General features: G+C 64.7%; 17 protein-coding genes. 3 read left to right on the forward strand and 14 right to left on the reverse strand.

Features of this window, described 5'->3' with window-relative positions; genetic code table 11:
* Window positions 1-89 precede the first annotated feature (89 nt).
* The 3 genes from AC3WJP_RS23415 to mnmH all read left to right on the forward strand — a co-directional run bounded on the left by AC3WJP_RS23415 (window position 90) and on the right by mnmH (window position 5,534).
* Window positions 90-3,302: an autotransporter outer membrane beta-barrel domain-containing protein gene (locus AC3WJP_RS23415; protein ID WP_493723179.1), complete on the forward strand. Its 3,213-nt coding sequence runs from the start codon at window positions 90-92 to the stop codon at window positions 3,300-3,302.
* 97 nt (window positions 3,303-3,399) lie between these two features.
* On the forward strand, window positions 3,400-4,434 hold the full coding sequence (gene selD, locus AC3WJP_RS23420; protein WP_493723178.1) for a selenide, water dikinase SelD: 1,035 nt from the start codon (window positions 3,400-3,402) through the stop codon (window positions 4,432-4,434).
* On the forward strand, window positions 4,434-5,534 hold the full coding sequence (gene mnmH, locus AC3WJP_RS23425; protein ID WP_493723177.1) for a tRNA 2-selenouridine(34) synthase MnmH: 1,101 nt from the start codon (window positions 4,434-4,436) through the stop codon (window positions 5,532-5,534). The genes selD and mnmH overlap by 1 nt, the downstream gene beginning before the upstream one ends.
* A 29-nt stretch (window positions 5,535-5,563) precedes the next feature.
* Here the strand turns inward: mnmH and AC3WJP_RS23430 are convergent, their stop codons facing one another.
* The 14 genes from AC3WJP_RS23430 to AC3WJP_RS23495 form a co-directional block, all read right to left on the reverse strand.
* On the reverse strand, window positions 5,564-6,619 hold the full coding sequence (locus AC3WJP_RS23430) for a permease (RefSeq protein ID WP_493723176.1): 1,056 nt from the start codon (window positions 6,617-6,619) through the stop codon (window positions 5,564-5,566).
* A gap of 118 nt (window positions 6,620-6,737) precedes the next feature.
* Window positions 6,738-7,703 (reverse strand): agmatinase, encoded by a 966-nt coding sequence (locus AC3WJP_RS23435; RefSeq protein WP_493723175.1) that lies wholly within the window; start codon window positions 7,701-7,703, stop codon window positions 6,738-6,740.
* Window positions 7,704-7,793: 90 nt separating this feature from the next.
* Window positions 7,794-8,555, reverse strand: a complete 762-nt coding sequence (locus tag AC3WJP_RS23440; RefSeq protein WP_493723174.1) for an amino acid ABC transporter ATP-binding protein — start codon at window positions 8,553-8,555, stop codon at window positions 7,794-7,796.
* A 10-nt stretch (window positions 8,556-8,565) separates the two neighbouring features.
* On the reverse strand, window positions 8,566-9,210 hold the full coding sequence (locus tag AC3WJP_RS23445) for an amino acid ABC transporter permease (protein WP_493723173.1): 645 nt from the start codon (window positions 9,208-9,210) through the stop codon (window positions 8,566-8,568).
* 10 nt (window positions 9,211-9,220) lie between these two features.
* Window positions 9,221-9,877, reverse strand: a complete 657-nt coding sequence (locus AC3WJP_RS23450; RefSeq protein WP_493723172.1) for an amino acid ABC transporter permease — start codon at window positions 9,875-9,877, stop codon at window positions 9,221-9,223.
* Window positions 9,874-11,262, reverse strand: coding sequence for an MmgE/PrpD family protein (locus AC3WJP_RS23455; RefSeq protein ID WP_493723171.1), 1,389 nt, complete (start codon window positions 11,260-11,262; stop codon window positions 9,874-9,876). Before AC3WJP_RS23455 ends, AC3WJP_RS23450 begins: the two co-directional genes overlap by 4 nt.
* Window positions 11,262-12,059 carry a transporter substrate-binding domain-containing protein gene (locus tag AC3WJP_RS23460; protein WP_493723170.1) on the reverse strand — a complete coding sequence of 266 codons (798 nt, stop codon included), beginning with the start codon at window positions 12,057-12,059 and terminating at the stop codon, window positions 11,262-11,264. The genes AC3WJP_RS23455 and AC3WJP_RS23460 overlap by 1 nt, the downstream gene beginning before the upstream one ends.
* A 62-nt stretch (window positions 12,060-12,121) precedes the next feature.
* Window positions 12,122-12,997: a MurR/RpiR family transcriptional regulator gene (locus AC3WJP_RS23465; protein ID WP_493723169.1), complete on the reverse strand. Its 876-nt coding sequence runs from the start codon at window positions 12,995-12,997 to the stop codon at window positions 12,122-12,124.
* Between the two features lie 290 nt (window positions 12,998-13,287).
* The gene (locus AC3WJP_RS23470) at window positions 13,288-14,079 is read right to left on the reverse strand and encodes an amino acid ABC transporter ATP-binding protein (protein ID WP_493723168.1); all 792 of its coding nucleotides are present in this window, start codon (window positions 14,077-14,079) and stop codon (window positions 13,288-13,290) included.
* Window positions 14,072-14,722: an ectoine/hydroxyectoine ABC transporter permease subunit EhuD gene (gene ehuD / locus AC3WJP_RS23475; RefSeq protein WP_493723167.1), complete on the reverse strand. Its 651-nt coding sequence runs from the start codon at window positions 14,720-14,722 to the stop codon at window positions 14,072-14,074. The genes AC3WJP_RS23470 and ehuD overlap by 8 nt, the downstream gene beginning before the upstream one ends.
* Window positions 14,719-15,399: an ectoine/hydroxyectoine ABC transporter permease subunit EhuC gene (ehuC, locus tag AC3WJP_RS23480; protein WP_493723166.1), complete on the reverse strand. Its 681-nt coding sequence runs from the start codon at window positions 15,397-15,399 to the stop codon at window positions 14,719-14,721. The genes ehuD and ehuC overlap by 4 nt, the downstream gene beginning before the upstream one ends.
* 137 nt (window positions 15,400-15,536) lie before the next feature.
* Window positions 15,537-16,409, reverse strand: a complete 873-nt coding sequence (gene ehuB / locus AC3WJP_RS23485) for an ectoine/hydroxyectoine ABC transporter substrate-binding protein EhuB (RefSeq protein ID WP_493723165.1) — start codon at window positions 16,407-16,409, stop codon at window positions 15,537-15,539.
* Window positions 16,410-16,859: 450 nt separating this feature from the next.
* Complete coding sequence (gene gudD, locus AC3WJP_RS23490) at window positions 16,860-18,212, reverse strand: glucarate dehydratase (RefSeq protein ID WP_493723164.1); 1,353 nt, start codon at window positions 18,210-18,212, stop codon at window positions 16,860-16,862.
* 25 nt (window positions 18,213-18,237) lie between these two features.
* Complete coding sequence (locus AC3WJP_RS23495) at window positions 18,238-19,602, reverse strand: MFS transporter (protein ID WP_493723163.1); 1,365 nt, start codon at window positions 19,600-19,602, stop codon at window positions 18,238-18,240.
* Window positions 19,603-19,661: the final 59 nt, after the last annotated feature.

The raw sequence follows: 19,661 nt of genomic DNA on the forward strand, positions 1-19,661 counted from the left end.
TCCATGTGGGCGCTGAATCCTGACGACAACTGTGTCGCGATCAGTATTGCCCTGCCATGTTTTTGTCATAGTTGTACAAGGAGTCATGAATGACACGTTTGCGCAAACAGCCGATCAGCCTGGCCATCAGTTATGCGTTAGTGGCGGCGTTATCGCCAGCGGACGCGGCCCAGTATGATCAGATCGACCTGTCGTCCCAGGCGGGCGAGTCGCTCACCCTGAACGGTGACCACGTCACCCATACCGGAAAGGGAGCGGCCATCAGCGTCAGCGGCGAGCGCAATCAATTCGTCGGGCTCGCACTCGGCGTCCGCGCCAACGCTGCCAGCGACAACGACGCTGTCACGGGCGTGCAGGCAGTGTCCGGGGGGCAGGCGCGTTTGGAACATTCCACGATCATCGCCACCGGCTATTTCGGCGATGGAGCGAATGCACGCGGTACAGGCTCGCTGCTCACGCTTCAGGACAGTGACATCGTCGCCAGTGGCAGTCGTGGCCGGGGCGTGCTGGTCGACAGTGGCGCCACGGCGCAACTGGTCGGCGGGACGGTGAGTACCAGCGGCTTGGTCGGTGATGGCTTGTCGGCAATGGGCGCGGGCTCACTGCTGCGCGCCAACGGCACGACGGTCGCCACCACCGGCAACTCGGCCTACGCCGTCAGGGCCCAGAGCGGCGCGGCCTTTGAGTTGGCCAACGTCACCGCGCTGACGTACGGACGGTACGCAGCGGTCTTTGCGATAACCGGCGCCGACAGCCTCATCAACGCTGATGGCGTGACGGCCGAATCCTTCTACTCGCAGGGTGTGGATCTGCAGGACGGCCGGCTGTATTTCAGCAATGGCAGCATCACCGCCAACGCCGACGGCATCTTGATCCGGCCCAGCTCCCAGGCCGTGGGCGGCCAGGCGTTCGTGCGCCAGTCGCGCATCGTCTCGCAGGCTGGCAATGGCATCAACCTCAACGCCAGCGGATCCTTCGCCGATCTTGAGGGCGTTGAGGTCACGACCCAGGGCAAGTATGGTTCGGCGATCTGGATGCCGGGCGATCACAGCCGCGCCGAGGTCCGCGACAGCACCCTTGAAACCTGGGGGGCTCAGGCGCCCGCGGTGGACAACCGTGCGGGCGCGTTCCTGATGCAGGGAGGCAGCGTGATCACCCATGGCGATTCCGCCCACGCCTTGTATGCATCGACCGACATAGTCGGTCAACAGGGCGATGATCCCGCGGCAACTTTCGATGTGCGCAGCGTCGACATCCAGACGTTCGGCACCGGCTCGATGGCGGCGGTGGCACGCTTGCCCAAGGCACGGATCGCCCTGCAGGACAGCCGCGTCACGACCCACGGCGAACTGGGCCATGCCTTGTTCGCCTCCGGCGCAGGCGCCTCGATTCAAACCAGCGCGACAACGGTGCAGACCGAGGGGACCTCGGCCTATGGTCTGTCGATCAGCAACAACGCCGTCGCCAGTCTGGCTGACACGCGCCTGGAGACCAACGGGGCCAAGGCCTATGCGCTGGTCAGCCAGGCGACGGGCGAAGCGGTAGTCAATCAACTGACCATTACCGACAGCCAGGTGCAGGCGCACAACAGCGGTGCGTTGCGGGTCGCGGGTGGCGGCTTGAGCGCAGTGTTGGATAACAGCAGCCTGATCGGTGGCAGCAGCAGTGCCGATCAACCCGCGCTGGCGTTATGGCTCACCGACGCGGCGAATGGCGTCGCCGCCGAGACGGTCGATATCGACAGTCGCCAATCGCGGATCAAGGGCGACATCAAGGTGGACGCAGGTTCGCTGCAGATGAACTTGCGCGAACACTCGCGGCTCGACGGCGCGGTCGAGGATGGCGCTGCGGCGTCGCGCCTTGATATCGACGGCTCCAGTCAGTGGACGCTGCGCGGCGACTCCGCAGTCGGCCAGTTGAGCAACCATGGAAGGGTGCAATTCGCTGCCCCGTCGGGCGATGTCTTCCTGCGCCTCAAGGTCGCTGGCGATTTGCAGGGCGATGGCGACTACCACATGAACACTAACCTGGGCGCCCTGCGCGGCGACCGTCTTGACGTCGGCGGGCAGGTGACGGGCAACAATCGGATTCTGGTGCACGACAGCGGGTCGGAACCGTCCACCAGCGGTGGCCGTTTGACCTTGGTACAGAGCCAAGGTGGCAAGGGCGGCTTCGTTCTGGCCAACCGTGGCCAGGTGGTCGACGCGGGGACTTATCGCTACGCGCTGGAGCGGCTCGATAGCGGCGCCACCGATTCACGCTGGAGCCTGGTGAACGTCGGTCAGACCCCGGTCGTGCCGGATCCGAGCGAACCATCGCCCGCGCCGCAGCCGTCGCCCGAGCCATCATTGCCTGGGCCACAACCGCCCCGGCCTGCGCCAGGGAATCTTTCCACCACCGCCAGCGCGGCGATCGACAGCAGCGCCCTGGCAACCCTGCGCGACACCTGGGACGCCGAACGCAACAGCTTGATCCAGCGCCTCGGTGAGGTGCGCAAGGACAATGGCCAGGCAGGTGTCTGGCTGCGCAGCTACGGGCAGAAACAGCTGATAGACAACGGCGTCGGGCGTAGCTTTTCGCAGCACGTCAATGGTCTGCAACTCGGAGTGGACGGCCGTGCCAGTACCCATGGCGGATCGTGGATCCTCGGTGGCCTGGTCGGCTACAGCCTCAGCGATCGCGATTTCCATGACGAGGGCAGCGGCAGGCTGGAGAGCTACCACTTGGGTGCCTATGCCACCTATCTTGACGACACGGGGTGGTACGCCGACAGCCTGCTGACCCTCAATCGCTGGTCGACGCGCTTCGATGTGCAGACCAGCGATGGTGACCGCGTCAGTGCCCATACGCGCAGCCACGGTGCCGGCCTGTCGGTCGAAGCCGGAAAGCGTCTGCACCTGCGCGATGGTTGGTTTCTCGAGCCTCAGGGGCAGATATCGGCGCTGTATGGCGGCGGCGACAAGTATCAGACCAGCAACGGGCTGCGCGTCGACGCCGGTGAAGGTGTGTCGACGCAGATCCGCGCAGGCACCTTGCTCGGGCGGCAATGGCTGGCGGACGGTCAGACCACTGTGCAGCCTTACCTCAAGCTGGGTTGGAGCCAGGACATCGCGACACGCAATCGGATCAAGACCAACGATATCGCCAGTCATCCCGATGGCAATGGCGGCGGCTGGTATGCCGGCGCCGGGATGACGGCGTCGGTGGGCGGGCATCAGTTGTATGCCGATTTCGAGACCAGCGACAGTCCGGCCCTGAAACGCCCATGGGCATTCAACCTCGGCTATCGCTTGACGTGGTGATGCTCGACGCGGCGGTTCATCCTGTCGGGCTTGTCATCCGACCGGGGGCTGCGCTCTGCTAGAATGCTGCCCCTTTACACACAGAGGCGCATCCCCCATGAGCGAACCGGTCCGCTTGACCCAATACAGCCACGGCGCCGGCTGCGGCTGCAAGATCTCGCCCCAGGTGCTGGAAGTGATCCTGGCCGGCAGCGGCGCCCAGAACCTCGACCCACGCCTGTGGGTCGGCAACGCCTCGCGCGACGACGCCGCGGTGTATGCCATCGATGACGAGCGTGGGGTGGTCTCGACCACCGACTTCTTCATGCCGATCGTCGACGATCCATACGATTTCGGCCGCATCGCCGCCACCAACGCTATCAGCGATATCTACGCCATGGGCGGCGATCCGATCATGGCCATCGCCATTCTCGGCTGGCCGGTCAATCTGCTCGCACCGCAAATCGCCCGCGAAGTCATCCGCGGGGGGCGCGCCGTGTGCGACGCCGCCGGCATCCCGCTGGCGGGCGGCCATTCCATCGACGCCCCGGAGCCGATCTTCGGCCTGGCGGTCACCGGCCTGGTCCAGAAGCGCTTCATGAAACGCAACGACACCGCCACCCTCGGCAGCACCCTGTACCTGACCAAGCCGCTGGGCATCGGCGTGCTCACCACCGCCGAGAAAAAGGGCCTGCTGCGCGAAGCGGACATCGGCCTGGCCCGCGATCAGATGTGTACCCTCAACACCGCCGGCAGCCGCTTCGGCAAGCTGGCCGGGGTCACGGCGATGACCGACGTCACCGGCTTCGGCCTGCTCGGCCACTTGGTGGAAATGGCCGACGGCAGTCAGCTGACCGCACGCCTTGAGGCCGATGCGGTGCCGCGCCTGGCCAGTGTCGATCATTACCTCGAGCAAGGCTGCATTCCGGGCGGCACGCTGCGCAACTTCGACAGCTACGGCGGCCGCATCGGCCAGTTGAGCGAGTGGCAAAAGCATCTGCTCTGCGATCCGCAAACCAGCGGCGGCCTGCTGGTAGCGGTGGCGCCCGAGGGCCAGGCGCAGTTTCTGCAAACCGCCACCGAGCTGGGCCTGGACCTGCGCCCCATCGGCACCCTGGTGGAGCGACAGGCCCACGCCGTCGAGGTGTTCTGATGCGCGACAACAGCGCCGATCTGCGGCATATCTTCTTGAACGACATCCCGCTGATGGACGTGCGCGCGCCGGTGGAGTTCGCCAAGGGCGCATTTGCCCAGTCGCGCAACCTGCCGCTCATGAACGACGCCGAGCGCGAGGCCGTCGGCACCGCCTACAAGCAACAGGGGCAGCAGGCCGCCATCGAGCTGGGGCATCGGCTGGTATCCGGCGCGACCCAGCAGGCGCGGATCGAGGCCTGGGCCGAGTTCGTCCGAGGCGAGCCCGAGGGCTATCTGTATTGCTTTCGTGGCGGGCTGCGCTCGCAGATCACTCAGCAGTGGCTCAAGGACGTCGCCGGTGCCCCGTACCCGCGGGTGCTGGGTGGTTACAAGGCGATGCGCAGCTTCTTGATCGACACCCTCGACGCGGCGGCGCAGGAATGCGAGCTGGTGCTGGTCGGTGGCCTGACCGGTTCCGGCAAGACCGAGGTGCTGGTCGAACTGGACAACGGTGTCGACCTTGAGGGCCATGCCAACCACCGCGGTTCCAGCTTCGGCAAGCGCGTCAGCGGCCAGCCTGGGCAGATCGATTTCGAAAACGCCCTGGCCGTGGACATCCTCAAGAAGCGCCATCGCGGTGCCGAGTCGCTGGTGCTGGAGGACGAAGGCCGGGCCATCGGCAGCCGCGCCGTGCCGCTGTCGCTGTTCCGGCAGATGCAGGCCGCGCCGATGGTGTGGCTGCAGGACAGCGTCGAGCACCGCGTCGAGCGGATTCTCAAGGATTACGTGATCGACCTGTGCGCCGAGTTCGTCGCGGCCCATGGCGCGGAGCAAGGGTTCAACGCCTTCGCCGAGCGTTTGCGCCAGAGCCTGGCGAGCAACCTCAAGCGGCTGGGCGGTGAGCGCTATCAGCGTCTGGCGGCGATCATGGACGATGCCCTGGCCGTGCAGCTCGCCAGCGCACAGGTGGATGCGCATCGGCAGTGGATCGAGCTGCTGCTCAACGAATACTACGATCCGATGTACGCCTATCAGCGCGACAGCAAGGCCAAGCGCATCGAATTTGCCGGTGACCACGCCGCGGTCAGGGACTACCTGCGCCAGCGCCGCCGCACCTGAGCGCGGCGGCGTCTTGCAAGCGCTGCGGTCTAGAGCAGCAGCGCACCGATGGCGCCGCTGACGATGCCCACCAGCATGGTCAGCAGCGCCACGGCCACCAGCACCCGGCGGTCGAACGAGGTGCGCAGCATCAACAGCGACGGCAGGCTGACGCTGGGCAGCGTCATCAACAGCGCCACCGCCGGCGCGGTGCCCAGGCCGAGGCCCATGAGTGTCTGCACGATGGGGATTTCCGCCGCCGTGGGAATCACGAACAACGTGCCGACGATCGCCAGCGGCACCAGCCACAGCCAGCCGTTGCCCATGGCACCATCGACGTGGGGGAATAGCCACACGCGCGCAGCGCCGAGTACCAGCACCGCCAGCACGTAGATCGGAATGGTGGTCCAGAACAGCTGCCACAGCGAGCGCATCCAGCGCGCCAGCAGGCTGCCGGTGTCGGCGCTGCTGGCGACCTGCACGGCGTCCCGCGCCGCTTCTGGCAGGGTCTCGGGCCGCGAGATGCGCTGGGCGAACAACGCCACGCCCAGCACCAGCACCACCCCGGCCACCAGACGCAGCGCAGTGAACTGCCAGCCCAGCACGAAGCCCATGAAGATCAGCGTGGCCGGGTTGAGCACCGGGTTGGCGATCCAGAACGCCAATGCCGCGCCCACCGAGACGTTCTGCCGCCGCAGCCCGGCCGCGACCGGCGCCGCGCAGCAGCTGCACATCATGCCCGGCAACGCGAACAGGCCGCCACGCAGCGTCGAGCCGAAGCCGGCCTTGCCGAACACCCGCAGCAACCAGTCGCGGGGGATCAAGACTTGCACCAGCGAACCGAGAATCACCGCCAGCACCGCGGCTTTCCAGATGGCCAGGAAGTACACCTGGGCGTAGGCGAGGGCGGCGCTCAGCGGTGAATCGGGATGATCGTTGATGATCGAGCCGCCGATGCTGTGGCTGTCGGCGGCGACGAAGGACTTGAGGTAATAGGGTGACCACTTGACGTAGTACAGGCCGATCACGGCCACCAGCACGAACAACGCGGGTTTGCACCAGAATGCCCAGGAGCGGGTCTGGGCGGGGAGGGGTTGGGTGGTCATGACGACTTCCGAGCGATGAGCAAAGCGCGATGATACGCCATCGGGGCCCCGGCTGCGGTGCCGTCCGGCCGGGCAAGGGCGCGGGCCAGCCCCGGCCCGCTGCGGTCAGTGCGCTGACTCAGAGCCGCTCGGCATCGAAGTAATCCGCACGCACGGCCGCGCCGATCAGGTTGACGATCAGGCGTCCGGCGGTGATGCAACTGATGTTGTTGACGTCGATGCTGGGGGTGATCTCGACGATGTCCATGCCCACCACTTTGCCTTTCTTGACCAGACCGTGGATCAGCTTGCGCATCTGCACATAGGTCACGCCACCCAGCGCCGGGCCGGCGACGCCCGGCATGATGGCCGGGTCGAGACCGTCGGCATCGATGGTCAGGTAGTAGTTGCCGCCATCCGGGATGCGCTCGAGCACCGATTGCATGCCTTCGTCGTGCACGTCATAGGCGGTGATCAGGTGCGCGCCATAGTCCACGGCGGCCTGGTAATCGGCGGGGCGGCCGCTGCCCTGGGCACGCAGACCGATCTGGAAGATCTCGCCGATGTGCTCCATTTCCGAAGCGCGGCGGATCGGGCTGGACAGGCCTTCGCGTTCGCCGTTGATCTCTTCGCGCCAGTCCAGGTGAGCGTCGATATGAATCAAGGTGATCTCGCCGCGGCCGGCGTAGGCGCGCAGGATCGGGATCGGAATGCTGTGGTCGCCACCGAGCACGATCGGCAGGGCGCCGGCATCGAGTATCTTGCGCACGGCCTGCTCGGCGCGCTCCGAGGTGGCCCCCAGGTTATTCGGGTCGGCCGGTACGTTGCCGCAGTCCACCACCTTGAGCGCGCGGTTGTCGTAGATCGGCCCGTTCACATCGAAGTCGTAGTGGTGCAGGGCGCGGCAGATGCGATCGCTCATGGCGCGGATAGCGTCCGGCGCCTTGCTTTGGTCGTTGCTGATATGTTCAGCCACATAGGCGCGGCCATAGGGTATGCCGAGAATGGCCACGTGGGCGTCGAGGTTGTCCAGGTCGGTGCAGATGGGCGACCAGAGAAAGCTCTGATGTTTTTTGCTCGGTGCGACGGTCAGCGGGAAGTCCATGGTTGTCTCCTGGGTTCAACGACAAAGAGTGCGATTGGGTAAACGTTCAATTCGAAACAGCGTGCAATTCAAGCAAGGGCTACTGGCCGCTCATTGGTCCAATGACAGGAAGCGCTGCAGCTCGGGAGTCTGCGGCGCGTTGAATAACTGCTCGGGCGGGCCGGCCTCGTGAACGCGGCCCTGGTGCATGAAAATCACCCGATCGCTGACCCGGCGGGCGAAGGCCATTTCGTGGGTCACCATGATCAGGGTCATGCCCTCTTTGGCGAGCCCCTCGACCACCTGCAGCACCTCGCCCACCAGCTCCGGGTCCAGCGCCGAGGTGATCTCGTCGCAGAGCATCACCTGTGGGTTCATGGCCAGCGCTCGGGCGATGGCCACCCGCTGCTGCTGGCCGCCGGACAGTTGCTCCGGGAGTGCGTCGAAGCGCTCGCCCAGGCCGACCCGGGCGAGCAGCTTGCGCGCCTGACTCTGGGCTTCAGGGCGGCCGACTTTCTGGACCAGGCGTGGCGCAAGCATGACGTTCTCGCCGGCGCTCAGGTGCGGGAACAGGTTGAAGTTCTGGAAGATCATGCCGACTTCCTGGCGCAGCGCCCGCAGGGCCGCGCGATCGCCCGGGCGGATCGCCTGGCCGTCGACGCTGACCGAGCCGTGTTCGAAGGTCTCCAGGCCATTGAGGCAGCGCAGCAGGGTGCTTTTGCCGGAGCCGCTCTTGCCGATGATGCTGATCACCTCACGGCGGTTGATCTGCAGGTCGACGCCCTTGAGCACTTCGTTATCGCCAAAGCGCTTGCGCAAGCCCTGGATATCGATCAGCGCGAAGGGCGCCTGGGTGTGTGGTGAAACGGTCATGGCGGGGCCCTCAGCGGCGAAGTCGGTGTTCAAGGCGTCGGCTGTACAGCGACAGCGGGAAGCACAAAGCGAAATACATCAACGCCACGGCGCCGTAGATCGCGAACGGTTGAAAGGTGGCATTGGTGATGATCTGTCCGGCGCGGGTCATCTCGACGAAACCGATGACCGAGGTCAACGCCGTGGCCTTGATGATCTGCACCATGAAGCCGACCGTCGGCGCGATGGCGACACGCAGGGCCTGCGGCACGATCACGTAGCGCAATTGCTCGGTGAAGCTCAGGGCCAGGCTGCTGGCGGCTTCCCATTGGCCTTTGTGGATCGATTCGACGCAGCCGCGCCAGATCTCGGCGAGATAGGCGCTGGCGTACAGCGTCAGGCAGATCGCCGCGGCCATCATCGACGAGGTTTCGAGGCCGAACATGGCCAGGCCGAAGTACACCAGAAACAGCTGCAGCAGCAGTGGCGTGCCCTGGAACAGCTGCACGTAGCCGACCACCAGCAGCCGCAGCCACCTGCCGCCGGACAGTCGGGTCATCACCAGCAAGGCGCCGACCACACCGCCGCCGACGAAAGCGATCAGCGACAGGCCGATGGTCCAGCGCATGGCCAGCAGCAGATTGCGGGCGATGTCCCAGATCGAGAAATCAAACATGCATGCGCCCTCAGCGGCCGAAGATGAAGCGTGGACCGGCCCAGTTCAGGGCGCGACGCAAGGCGATGGCCAGGCCCAGATACAGGGCGGCGACCACGATGTAGGTTTCGAAACTGCGGAACGAGGTGCTGGATATCTGGTTGGCGACGTAGGACAGCTCTTCGGTGGAGATCTGGCTGCACACCGCCGAGCCCAGCATGATGATGATTATCTGGCTCACCAGGGCGGGCCACACGCGCTTGAGAGCCGGCGGCAGAATCACCCGCGTGAAGATCTGCCAGCGATCCAGCGCCAGGCTCTGCGCCGCCTCGATCTGCCCTTGCGGCGTGGCTTCGATCCCCGACCGGGCGATCTCGCTGACGTAGGCGCCCAGGTTGATGACGTTGGCCAGGATGGCCGCGCTCAGGGCGGTCATTTTCAGCCCCAGGCTCGGCAGCCCGAAGAAGATGAAAAACAACTGGATGATGAACGGTGTGTTGCGGATCAACTCGACGTACAACCCCACGCTCCAGCGCAGCCACTGCGGGCCCTTGCTGCGTGCCACGCCGCAGGCGATGCCGATCAGGGTGCCGAGCAGCGCAGCCATCAGGGTGAGGAATATCGTCATTTGCAAGCCATCGAGCAGCTGCGGCCATTGATTGAGTACGGCGGTGAAATCGAGCTTCATGGGGTAATGCCTTCTAGCGGTACGGCGGGGGTAAAGAGCGCGCGGGCACGGGGCAGGTCCTGCAAGCGTTCGAGCCGGTCCAGCAGTGTGCCGACCTCTTCGCTCGCCAATACGCGACCTGCGCAGTGGCGGAATTTGCCTTGCAGCTCGGCGGCGGTCAGCGGCTGGGCAGCACTGCCTCGGGGCCGCGCACAAAACCGCTCGAACATGCGGCCGTCGTGGGTCACGACCGTTACCCAGGCGCCTTCGGGGGCGCTGCGGCGCAATGCCTCGGTCCAGCGCTCGCTGGTGTGCATGACGATGCGGCTCATCAACTGGCGTATCCGCGGGTTTTCGAGGGTCGCGTGGCTCAGGGAGTCCAGCGTCGGGCCGCCGCTGATGCTGCTGCAGGCCAAGGCGAACGGCATGCTGAACTGTGCCTGCTGGGGTGTGGCGGGCCGATCGTGGATCAGGTTCTGGATGACCAGCGCCGGCACGTCACAGACGATCTGGCGAATATCCGCAACCGCCAGGCCCTGGCCTGACAGGATCTCGCCCAGGGCATCGATGGCGGCATGGGACGACAGGCACACCGGGATCCTTTTGATATCGACGCCGGGCGACAGCAGCTTCCAGTCACGCCCCAGGCCCGCAACGGGCGAGACCGCCGCGCCGGCGAACATCGCCGCCAGGCCGCGCGGATGCTCGACGATATCCAGCGGGCCGCTGCAGCCTTGGGCTGCGAGCAATGCCGCGAGCACGCCCGCTTCACTGGCGCGTCCCGCCATCAAGGTCTTGGCGTCGGTGCCGAAACCGGCTTTCAGACCGCCGCTGCCCGCCAGGGCGATGCCCATGGCGTTGGCGCTGCGCTCGGCATCCAGACCCAGCCCATGACAGGCCGCGGCGCAGGCGCCCAGGGTGCCGAGCAGGCCGGTGGTCCACCAGCCACGATCATAGACCGAGCGCGTGAGCAGCTCGGCCAAGGTGTATTGGCACTCGGCGCCCACCACTAAGGCGCTCAACAGCCGAGCACCGTCCAGGTCGCACTGCTGCGCCACGGCCAATGCCGCCGGCCAGATCACCACAGAACCGTGGACGAAGCCGGCATTGCAGTTGTCATCGAAATCCAGCGCGTGGCCTGCGCTGGCATTGACGAAGGCCGCCGCCGGAGCGCAGAGGGCATCGCCGCCACCGATCAGCCAGGCAGCGCCTGCCTGCGCCGTGCTCATCGCTACCGCACGGGCCTGGCGGGCGACCGGGCTGGCGCTACCGGCCAGGGTCACGCCCACCGTGTCGATGGCGCACCGCCGGGCGATGTCGACGACCTCAGGCGGGATGTCTTCGAAGCGCACCGACGCGCTCCAGCGCGCCAGTGAGCTCAGGGTGGTATCGAAGGTGCTCGTCATCACTCAGGCAGATCGCCCATCGGTTGGCCGAGCCACTTCCTGGAGATGCCATCGAGGGTGCCATCGGCCTTGGCGTCGCGAATGATCTGGTTGACCTTGTCACGCAGCTCCGGCTCACCCTTGTTCATGCCGATGTAGTTGGGCGAGTTGGACAGCACCACCTTGAGCTCCATGTCCAGCCCCGGGTTCTTCTGGGTCAGAGCGCTGACTACGGTGGTGCCGACAGCGGCCATTTCGGTCTGCCCGGACATGAACGCGGCGATGGTGCTGTTGTTGTCCTCGAAGCGCTTGGTGATGGCTTGCGGGGCCATGTCGGTCAGCTCCTTGTCCTGCATCGAGCCGCGGGTCACCGACACCGAATGGCCGGCCAGATCGACCATGGATTTCACCGCCAGGGCCTTCTTGCCGAACACCGCGTCGAAGAACGGCGAGTAGGCGATGCTGTAGTCGATGACCTTCTCGCGCTCGGCAGTCTTGCCCAGCGAGGAGATGGTGAAGTCGGCCTTGCCCGATTGCAGATACGCCACGCGGTTAGGTGCAGTCACCGGCACCAGCAGCAGGTTGACCCCGAGTTTTTTCGCCATCAGCCTGGCGACGTCGATGTCCAGGCCCTGAGGCGCCATGTCCGGGCCGACGAATCCATAGGGCGGATAGTCGACGGGCACGGCGATGCGCACCTGGTTGCTCTTGACGATGTGATCGTAGGCCTCGCCGGCCAGGGCGAGTGTGGAGGACAGTGCGGCGAACAGCCCGCTGGCAAGTACCGCGGCCTTAAGGGATTTGCTTGCTAGGTTCATCATGGAGCTCCGCTGATCAAGGTTGGGTCAATGCGTGCGACGGTCGCGGTGAGCAGGGCGGGTCAGCCCAGGTCCCACCATTCGCCGAGGCTGATAAGTTTTTCTTCCGCCTGGGTGACGGCGGTTTCGATATCCGGCTTGGAATTGGCCGACATCAACGCCACCAGGATTTCGCTGACCAGCATGGCCGGCACCACCGTGTCGAAAAACGACGGCGACTGGTTCCTGACGATGATGGTCTGCGCCGCGATGCGCGCCGTGGGCGAGGTCACGCTGTCGGTGATGGTGATGACCTTCACGCCTTGCTGATGCAGGAAGTTGGTCAGGGTGATCAGCCGGCGCGAGTAGCGGGGCAGGCTGCACACCAGGGCGACATCCTTGATCGACGCCTGGTTGATGATCGACATGACGCCACTTTCGCCGGCGCCCTCCACCAGGCGCACGTTGCTGCCGAAATAGGACGCCAGGTGGGAAAACTGAAACGCCACGCCGAACGAGGAGCGCATCCCCAGGCAATACACCTGGCGGGCGCCGGCCAGCAGCTTCACCGCGCGGGAAATGGCGTCCAGGTTGGCCGGGTTGCACATCGCCTGGATGTGTTCGATGGCGTTATTGGCCATGTCTTCGATCACCTGGTGTTCGCCCACGCGCTGCTTGAGTTCCACCAGTTCGTGGGCGCGGCTGCCATAGGCGTTGCTTTGCCCACGCAGGGAATCGATGAACAGCTCGCGCAACTGGTCGTAGCCGGCCAGGCCCGCGCGCTTGGCCAGCCGCGTCATGGTCGAAGGCGGTACGTTGGCCAACCGGGCCAGGTCGCGCATCGACATCACCGCCACTTCATTGATGTTGTCGAGGATAAAGCTCGCGGCCGCCCGCTCCTGACGCGGGAAGGTGTCGAACTGTTGTTGCAGAAGGGTGCAGAAGCCTTCGCGATCCATGGGCGTACCGTCACAAATGCTGAGTCAAGTCAAAGTTTGCAACGCTTGTGCCAGATTTTTTGCGGATGATTCATTTGATTCAGTACGGGGCGGGACGCAGCTGCCCCGATGATGAATCGGGTGGGTCGATTCGGTGGTGTTTCGATTGGTTTGATTCAAATCCAATGCAGTCGCGGGTGTCCGGCCCCCACGTGGCAAGGATGTTCATGCAACGCGAGCGGATGATGGCGCTTTGCTTTGGTGCACTGCACCCTTTCAGCGCCGAGGTACGGTCAGCACCGATGCGCCCGTCAGCGCTGCTCCACCCGATTGAGAAAGCGTCGTGTGCGTTCATCGTCCGGCTCGACCAGTATCTGCTGTGGCGTGCCGTCGGCAAGGATTCGCCCGCCTTCCATGAACAGCACCCGGTCGGCGATTTCTTCGGCGAACTTCATCTCGTGGGTCACCAGCAACAAGGTGGTGTTCTGCGCGTGAGCGATGGCACGGATCACCGCCAGTACCTCACCGACCAGCTCCGGGTCGAGCGCGGAGGTGACTTCGTCGAACAACATCACCTGCGGACGCATCGCCAGCGCCCGAGCGATCGCCACACGTTGTTGCTGGCCGCCGGAAAGCTGCCCCGGATAGGCCGCAGCCTTGTGCTGCAGGCCTACCAGGCCGAGGTATTCATCCGCGCGGGCCTGCGCTTGCTCCTGGCTGAGCTGCAATACGCGCAAGGGGGCTTCGGTGATGTTCTCCTCCACCGTGAGGTGCGGGAACAGGTTGAATTGCTGAAACACCATGCCGACCCGGTGCACCACCGGTGGCTTTTTCGACCCGGGCCAGCGCCAGCCTGGGCGAGCGCCCGGCACTGCGGCACCGGCCACTTCGATACTGCCTTGCTGATAGCTTTCCAGGCCCTTGATCAGGCGCAGCACCGTGGATTTGCCGGAGCCGCTGGGGCCGATCAGCGCGACCTTCTGGCCTTGGGGGATGCTCAGGTCGAGGTGGTCGATGACCCGGGTCTTGCCGAAATTCTTGACCACCTGCTTGAGCAATATCTGCGGCGGCGCCCCTGGAACGTTGTGTGCGAGATCAGACATGACGGCGCCTTTCGAGAAATTTGAACAACAGGGAAGTGGGCAGGCTGATCGCCAGAAACATCAGGGCCATGACCGTGTACGGTTCGTTGTAGCGATAGGTCATGCCGGCGATCTGCTTGGTCGCCTGGAACAGCTCGGGGATGGTGATGACCGCCAGCAGAGGCGTTTCCTTGAACATGCCGATCAGGTAGTTGCCGAGCACCGGCAGCATCGGTTTCAGCGCCTGGGGCAGGATGATCCGTTGCCAGGTGGTGGCGGTGTCGAAGTCCAGCGCCCTTGCGGCTTCCCACTGTCCGGCCGGCACACCGTCAATGGCACCGCGATAGGCTTCGGCAATGTAGGCACCGTAATAGAGACCAAGGCCGATGACCCCGGTGGAAATGGCCGGCAGGGTGATACCGGCCAAGGGCAAGGCGAAAAACAGCACGTACAACTGCACCATCAACGGCGTGTGGCGAAAGAAGCTCAGGTAGCCGCCGCTCAGCCGTTGCAGCCAGACGCTGTTCGAGCGCTGAACGATCGCCAGCACCAGCCCCACCATCACGGCCAGCAGGAACCCCAGCACCACCACCTGCAGGGTCACCAGCAAGCCCTGAAGCAAATCCGGCAGGATCGACCAGGCAAACGCGTAATCGAAACTCATGGGCTCGGCTCCTGACGCCAGGCCGTTATGTGGCGCTCATAGCGGCGCACCAGCCAACTCAACGGCCAGGCCATCAGGAAGTAGCAGACCAGCACGATGCACCAGATCAGCGTCTGCTGGCCCAATGTGGTGATCAACTGCGCGCCGGAGAAGGTCAGGTCGCTCAAGCTGATCAGCGACACCAGGGACGTGGTCTTCAGCAGCTCGACCAGTTGATTGCCCATGGGCGGCAGCATGAACGGCAGGGACTGGGGCAGGATGATCCGCCGCAACGCCGTGAATGCGTCGAAGTCCAGGGCCCGCACCGCATCCCGTTGGCCGCGGCTGACGTTGGCCAGCGCCGAGCGTACGATTTCCGAACCATAGGCTGAAAACGTCAGGCCCAGGCCGATGACCCCGGTGGTCATCGGCGACAGCCTGATACCGAACAGCGGCAGGATGAAGAACAGATAGAACAGCAGGACCAAGGCCGAAATACCCCGCAGGATTTCGACGTAGACCGTAGCGATCCAGCGCAGCGCCCGCCAGGGCGAGAGGCGCATCAAGGCGATGATGAACGACATCACCACCACCACGAGCTGCGCCAGCAGGGTGATTTCCAGCGTCAACAGTGCACCCGATGCCAACTGACGGGCGATAAAGCCCGCCGTGTCTACAACAGAGGGATCGAAAAACATCACGTCAGCTCCAGACCCGCCAGTGTTGGGTGGGTGAAGGTCAGCATTCATTCGCCTGAAACGCCACTCAGGCCCAGGCGCGAGGCGTGCGGGGCAGGCATCGAGAAGTCTCGTCGTGCATCCGCACTACGCCAGGGTCAGAGGCTGCAGCGTTGCTCGGCAGTCACCGAGGTGTCCGGCAGTTCGTTCTCGGTGTAGCCGTATTTTTGCAGGATTTTCAGCAGCTCGCCCGAGGCGCGCAGCTTGGCCAGTTGCGCGTTGAAGGCCGCGGTGAATTCGGGATCGTTCTTGGGCAGTCCGTAGGCGTGGTAATTCCAGGTCGGCTTGCCCTGGGCATCGGCGATCTGCTCGAACGGCAGGGCCCGTTCGATGGCCGGGCTGTCGGCCTTCTTCACCAGGCTGATGATTTCGGCGTCAGGGAAGTACACCACGTCGACGCGACCGGCTTGCAGCGCGGCCAGGGCTTCGGTGTCCTTGTCGAACAGCACCACGTTGGCGTTGGCGATGCCGCTGTCCTTGGCTTCCTGCACCTGATTGCTGCCTGGCTGGGTGGCCAGTCGCGCTTTGCCGTTGGCGGCGACGTCCTTGAGGCTGTGCAGCTTCAGCGGATTGCCGGCCTTGACGATAAAGGCCCCGCCGGAGCGGGTGACCGGGTTCGAGTAACCGATCACCTTGCAGCGCGACGGGTTGATGAACAGCCCGGCGCCGATCAAATCGAAGCGTCCGGCGGCCAGCCCCGGTACCAGCGAACCGAAGTCGGTGATCGGGGTTTCAATCTTGCTGATACCCAGCGGTGCCAGCACGGCTTTCAATATCTCGACGTTGGCGCCGGTGGCCTTGCCGTCCGTGCCGATATAGGCATAAGGCTGCTCGTTGGCGATGCCCGCCGTCAGCCCGTCGGCCCGACCCTTTTCCAGCAACCCGGCCATGGCGGGTAATGAACACAGCGCATTCAACAACACAGCTGAACCCAATACAGCGGGCAAGGTTAACGCTTTGACGGCATTCATGGAGGAAGCTCCGGGATGGGGAGTGACGCGCATTCCTTGCGAACTTGACTCGTCGATGACCAGTGTCTTGTCGACGAACACGGCACCCTGCAGGCGCTGAATACTCGAGGCTATAAAGGGTGCCGATTTTCGATCATATGGTTCTAACGGTTCATGGCTAAATATCGTTTATGCATAACCTTATGCCCACGCGCAGGGATGAACGAGCCGCAGCAGCGTCTGGGGTTGAGTTATCCGTTCATTCCCCATGACCTGGCGACGGTGCGGCGGCTGTCCGATCAGGTGGTGGTGATGGGCGCTGGCAAGGTGGTGGAGCAGGGCCTTGCCAGCAGGTGTTCGAGCAGCCGGCGCATGGGTACACGCGCCAGTTGCTGGGCAGCATTCCCGGAGCCGGGCTGCTGCAGCAGGCGTTCGCCTGGACTGGCGCTCTACGTCCCCTGCGGGGCGCGCTCAGCGCACCAGGCAAGGCGCCTTGTTGTTGAAGCGCCAGCCCGGAATCAGGAACTGCATGGCGACGCTGTCATCCCGCGCCCCCAGGCCCATGCCTTTGTACAGCTCATGGGCCTTGGCCACGGCGTCCATGTCGATGTCCACCCCGAGCCCCGGCTTGGCGGGGACCTTGACCAAACCGTCGACGATTTGCAGCGGCGCCTTGGTCAGGCGCTGGCCGTCCTGCCAGATCCAGTGGGTGTCGATCGCGGTAGTCTCGCCCGGCGCGGCGGCGGCCACCTGGGTGAACATCGCCAGCGAAATGTCGAAGTGGTTGTTGGAGTGCGAGCCCCAGGTCAGGCCCCATTCGTGGCACATCTGCGCGACCCGCACCGAGCCTTGCATGGTCCAGAAGTGCGGGTCGGCCAGCGGGATGTCCACCGATTGCAACTGGATGGCATGGCCCATCTCGCGCCAGTCGGTGGCGATCATGTTGGTCGCGGTGGGCAGGCCGGTGGCGCGGCGGAACTCGGCCATCACCTCACGGCCCGAGTAGCCGTTTTCAGCGCCGCACGGGTCTTCGGCATAGGCCAGCACGTGATGCTGGTCGCGGCACAGGCTGATGGCCTCTTTCAAGGACCAGGCGCCGTTGGGGTCGAGGGTGATGCGCGCGTCCGGGAAGCGTTCGGCCAGGGCGGTGACCGCTTCGATTTCCTCGGCGCCGCGCAGCACGCCACCTTTGAGCTTGAAGTCGTTGAAGCCGTACCTCGCCTTGGCGGCTTCGGCCAGGCGCACGATGGCTTGCGGGGTCATGGCTTGCTCGTGGCGCAGGCGGGTCCAGTCGTCGCTGGCGTCGGCCTCGTTGCGGTAGGCAAGGTCAGTGGCGTTACGGTCGCCGATGTAGAAAAGGTAGCCGAGCATCTTCACCGCATCGCGTTGCTGGCCTTCGCCGAGCAGGGCGGCCACCGGTACTTCGAGGAACTGCCCGAGCAGGTCGAGCAGGGCGGCTTCCATGGCGGTGACGGCGTGGATGGTGATGCGCAGATCGAACGTCTGCAGGCCGCGGCCGCCGGCGTCGCGGGCCGCGAAGGTGCTGCGCATCTGATTGAGGATGCGCTGGTACTGGCCGATGGGCTGGCCGACCACCAGGCTGCGCGCGTCTTCCAGCGTTTCGCGGATGCGCTCGCCACCGGGCACTTCACCCACGCCGGTGTGGCCGGCGCTGTCCTTGAGGATCACGATGTTGCGAGTGAAGAACGGGCCGTGGGCGCCGCTGAGGTTCATCAGCATGCTGTCGTGGCCGGCCACTGGAATGACCTGCAGGCTGGTGACGACGGGGGCGTGGCTGGCGTGGTGCTGGAGTTCCGAATTCATGGTGTCGATTCCTTGTTGTGTCTGTTCAGTGCGACGGGCCCAGCGTCGAAGCGCCGGCGGTGGGTGTGGCGGTGGGGGCGGCGCCTGGCTTGGGCAGGGTGCGGGCGAAGAACACCAGGATCGCGGCTATTACCGAGGTCCCGGCCAAGCCATAGAGGCCACCCTGGATCGAGCCGGTGGACTGTTCCAGAAAGCCGAAAGTAGCCGGGGCAAAGAAGCCGCCCAGGTTGCCGATGGAGTTGATCAGGGCGATGACCGCAGCGGCAATGCGCGCGTCCAGATAGCCCTGCGGGATCGGCCAGAACAGCGACGAGGCCGACTTGAAGCCGATGGCCGCGAAGCAGATGGCGACAAAGGCGAAGATCGGGCCACCGGTGGTCGACAGGAACATGCCCAGCGCCGCCACCAGCAGCGCGGCGGCGACCCAGGCTTGCTGGAACTTGAACTTGCCCGACAGCGCCGCGAAGGCGTACATCGCCACGATCGAGATCAGCCAGGGGATGGAGTTGTAGAAACCCACCTGGATATCGCTGAGGTCGCCCATCTTCTTGATGATGCTGGGCAGCCAGAAGGTGGCGGCGTAGATGGTCAGCTGAATGCAGAAGTACAGCGCGCAGAACAGCAGGATCTGGCGGTCCTTGAGCAGTGTGGCGATCGTCGGCTTGACCGTGGTGGCGGCGTCGCGCGCGCGCTGTTCGCGGTCGATTTCTCCCACCAGGGCATCCTTCTCGTCGCCGCTCAGCCATTTTGCATCATGGGGCCTGGAGTCGAGCCAGAACCACACGAACACGCAGAGCGCCACCGAGGCCAGGCCTTCGATGATGTACATCCACTGCCAACCGTGCAGGCCCAGCCCGGTGATCTGCAGCAGCACACCGGACAGCGGCCCGCTGATCAACGATGCCAGCGCCGAACCGCTGAGGAAGATGGCGATCGCCTTGCCGCGCTCGGCACCCGGCAGCCAGCGGGTGAAGTAGTAGATCACCCCCGGGAAGAACCCGGCTTCGGCCACGCCCAGCAAAAAGCGCAGGATATAGAAGTGGGTTTCGTTCTGGATGAAGGCCATCAACGTCGCGGTGATGCCCCAGGTGAACATGATTCGGGTCAGCCAGATGCGCGCGCCGACCTTCTGCAGCAGCAGGTTGGACGGCACTTCGAACAGTGCATAGCCGATGAAGAACAGCCCGGCGCCAAAGCCGTACGCCGCCGCGCCGATGCCCAGATCGTGCTCCATGTGCGTGCGCACGAAGCCGATGTTGACGCGGTCGAGGTAGTTGACGATGAACATCACCACGAACAGCGGCAAGACGCGGCGCTTGACCTTGGCGATGGCCCGCGCCAGCACGGTGTTACCGGCGGACGCAGTGGGGGCGTTGATTGAATCGTTCACAGTCGGAACTCCCGCTGATTATTTTTATGGGGACTGGATGCGCCTGGGCAGGTTGCCGC

The sequence above is a fragment of the Pseudomonas sp. GW821-FHT01A09 genome, assembly GCF_058986725.1.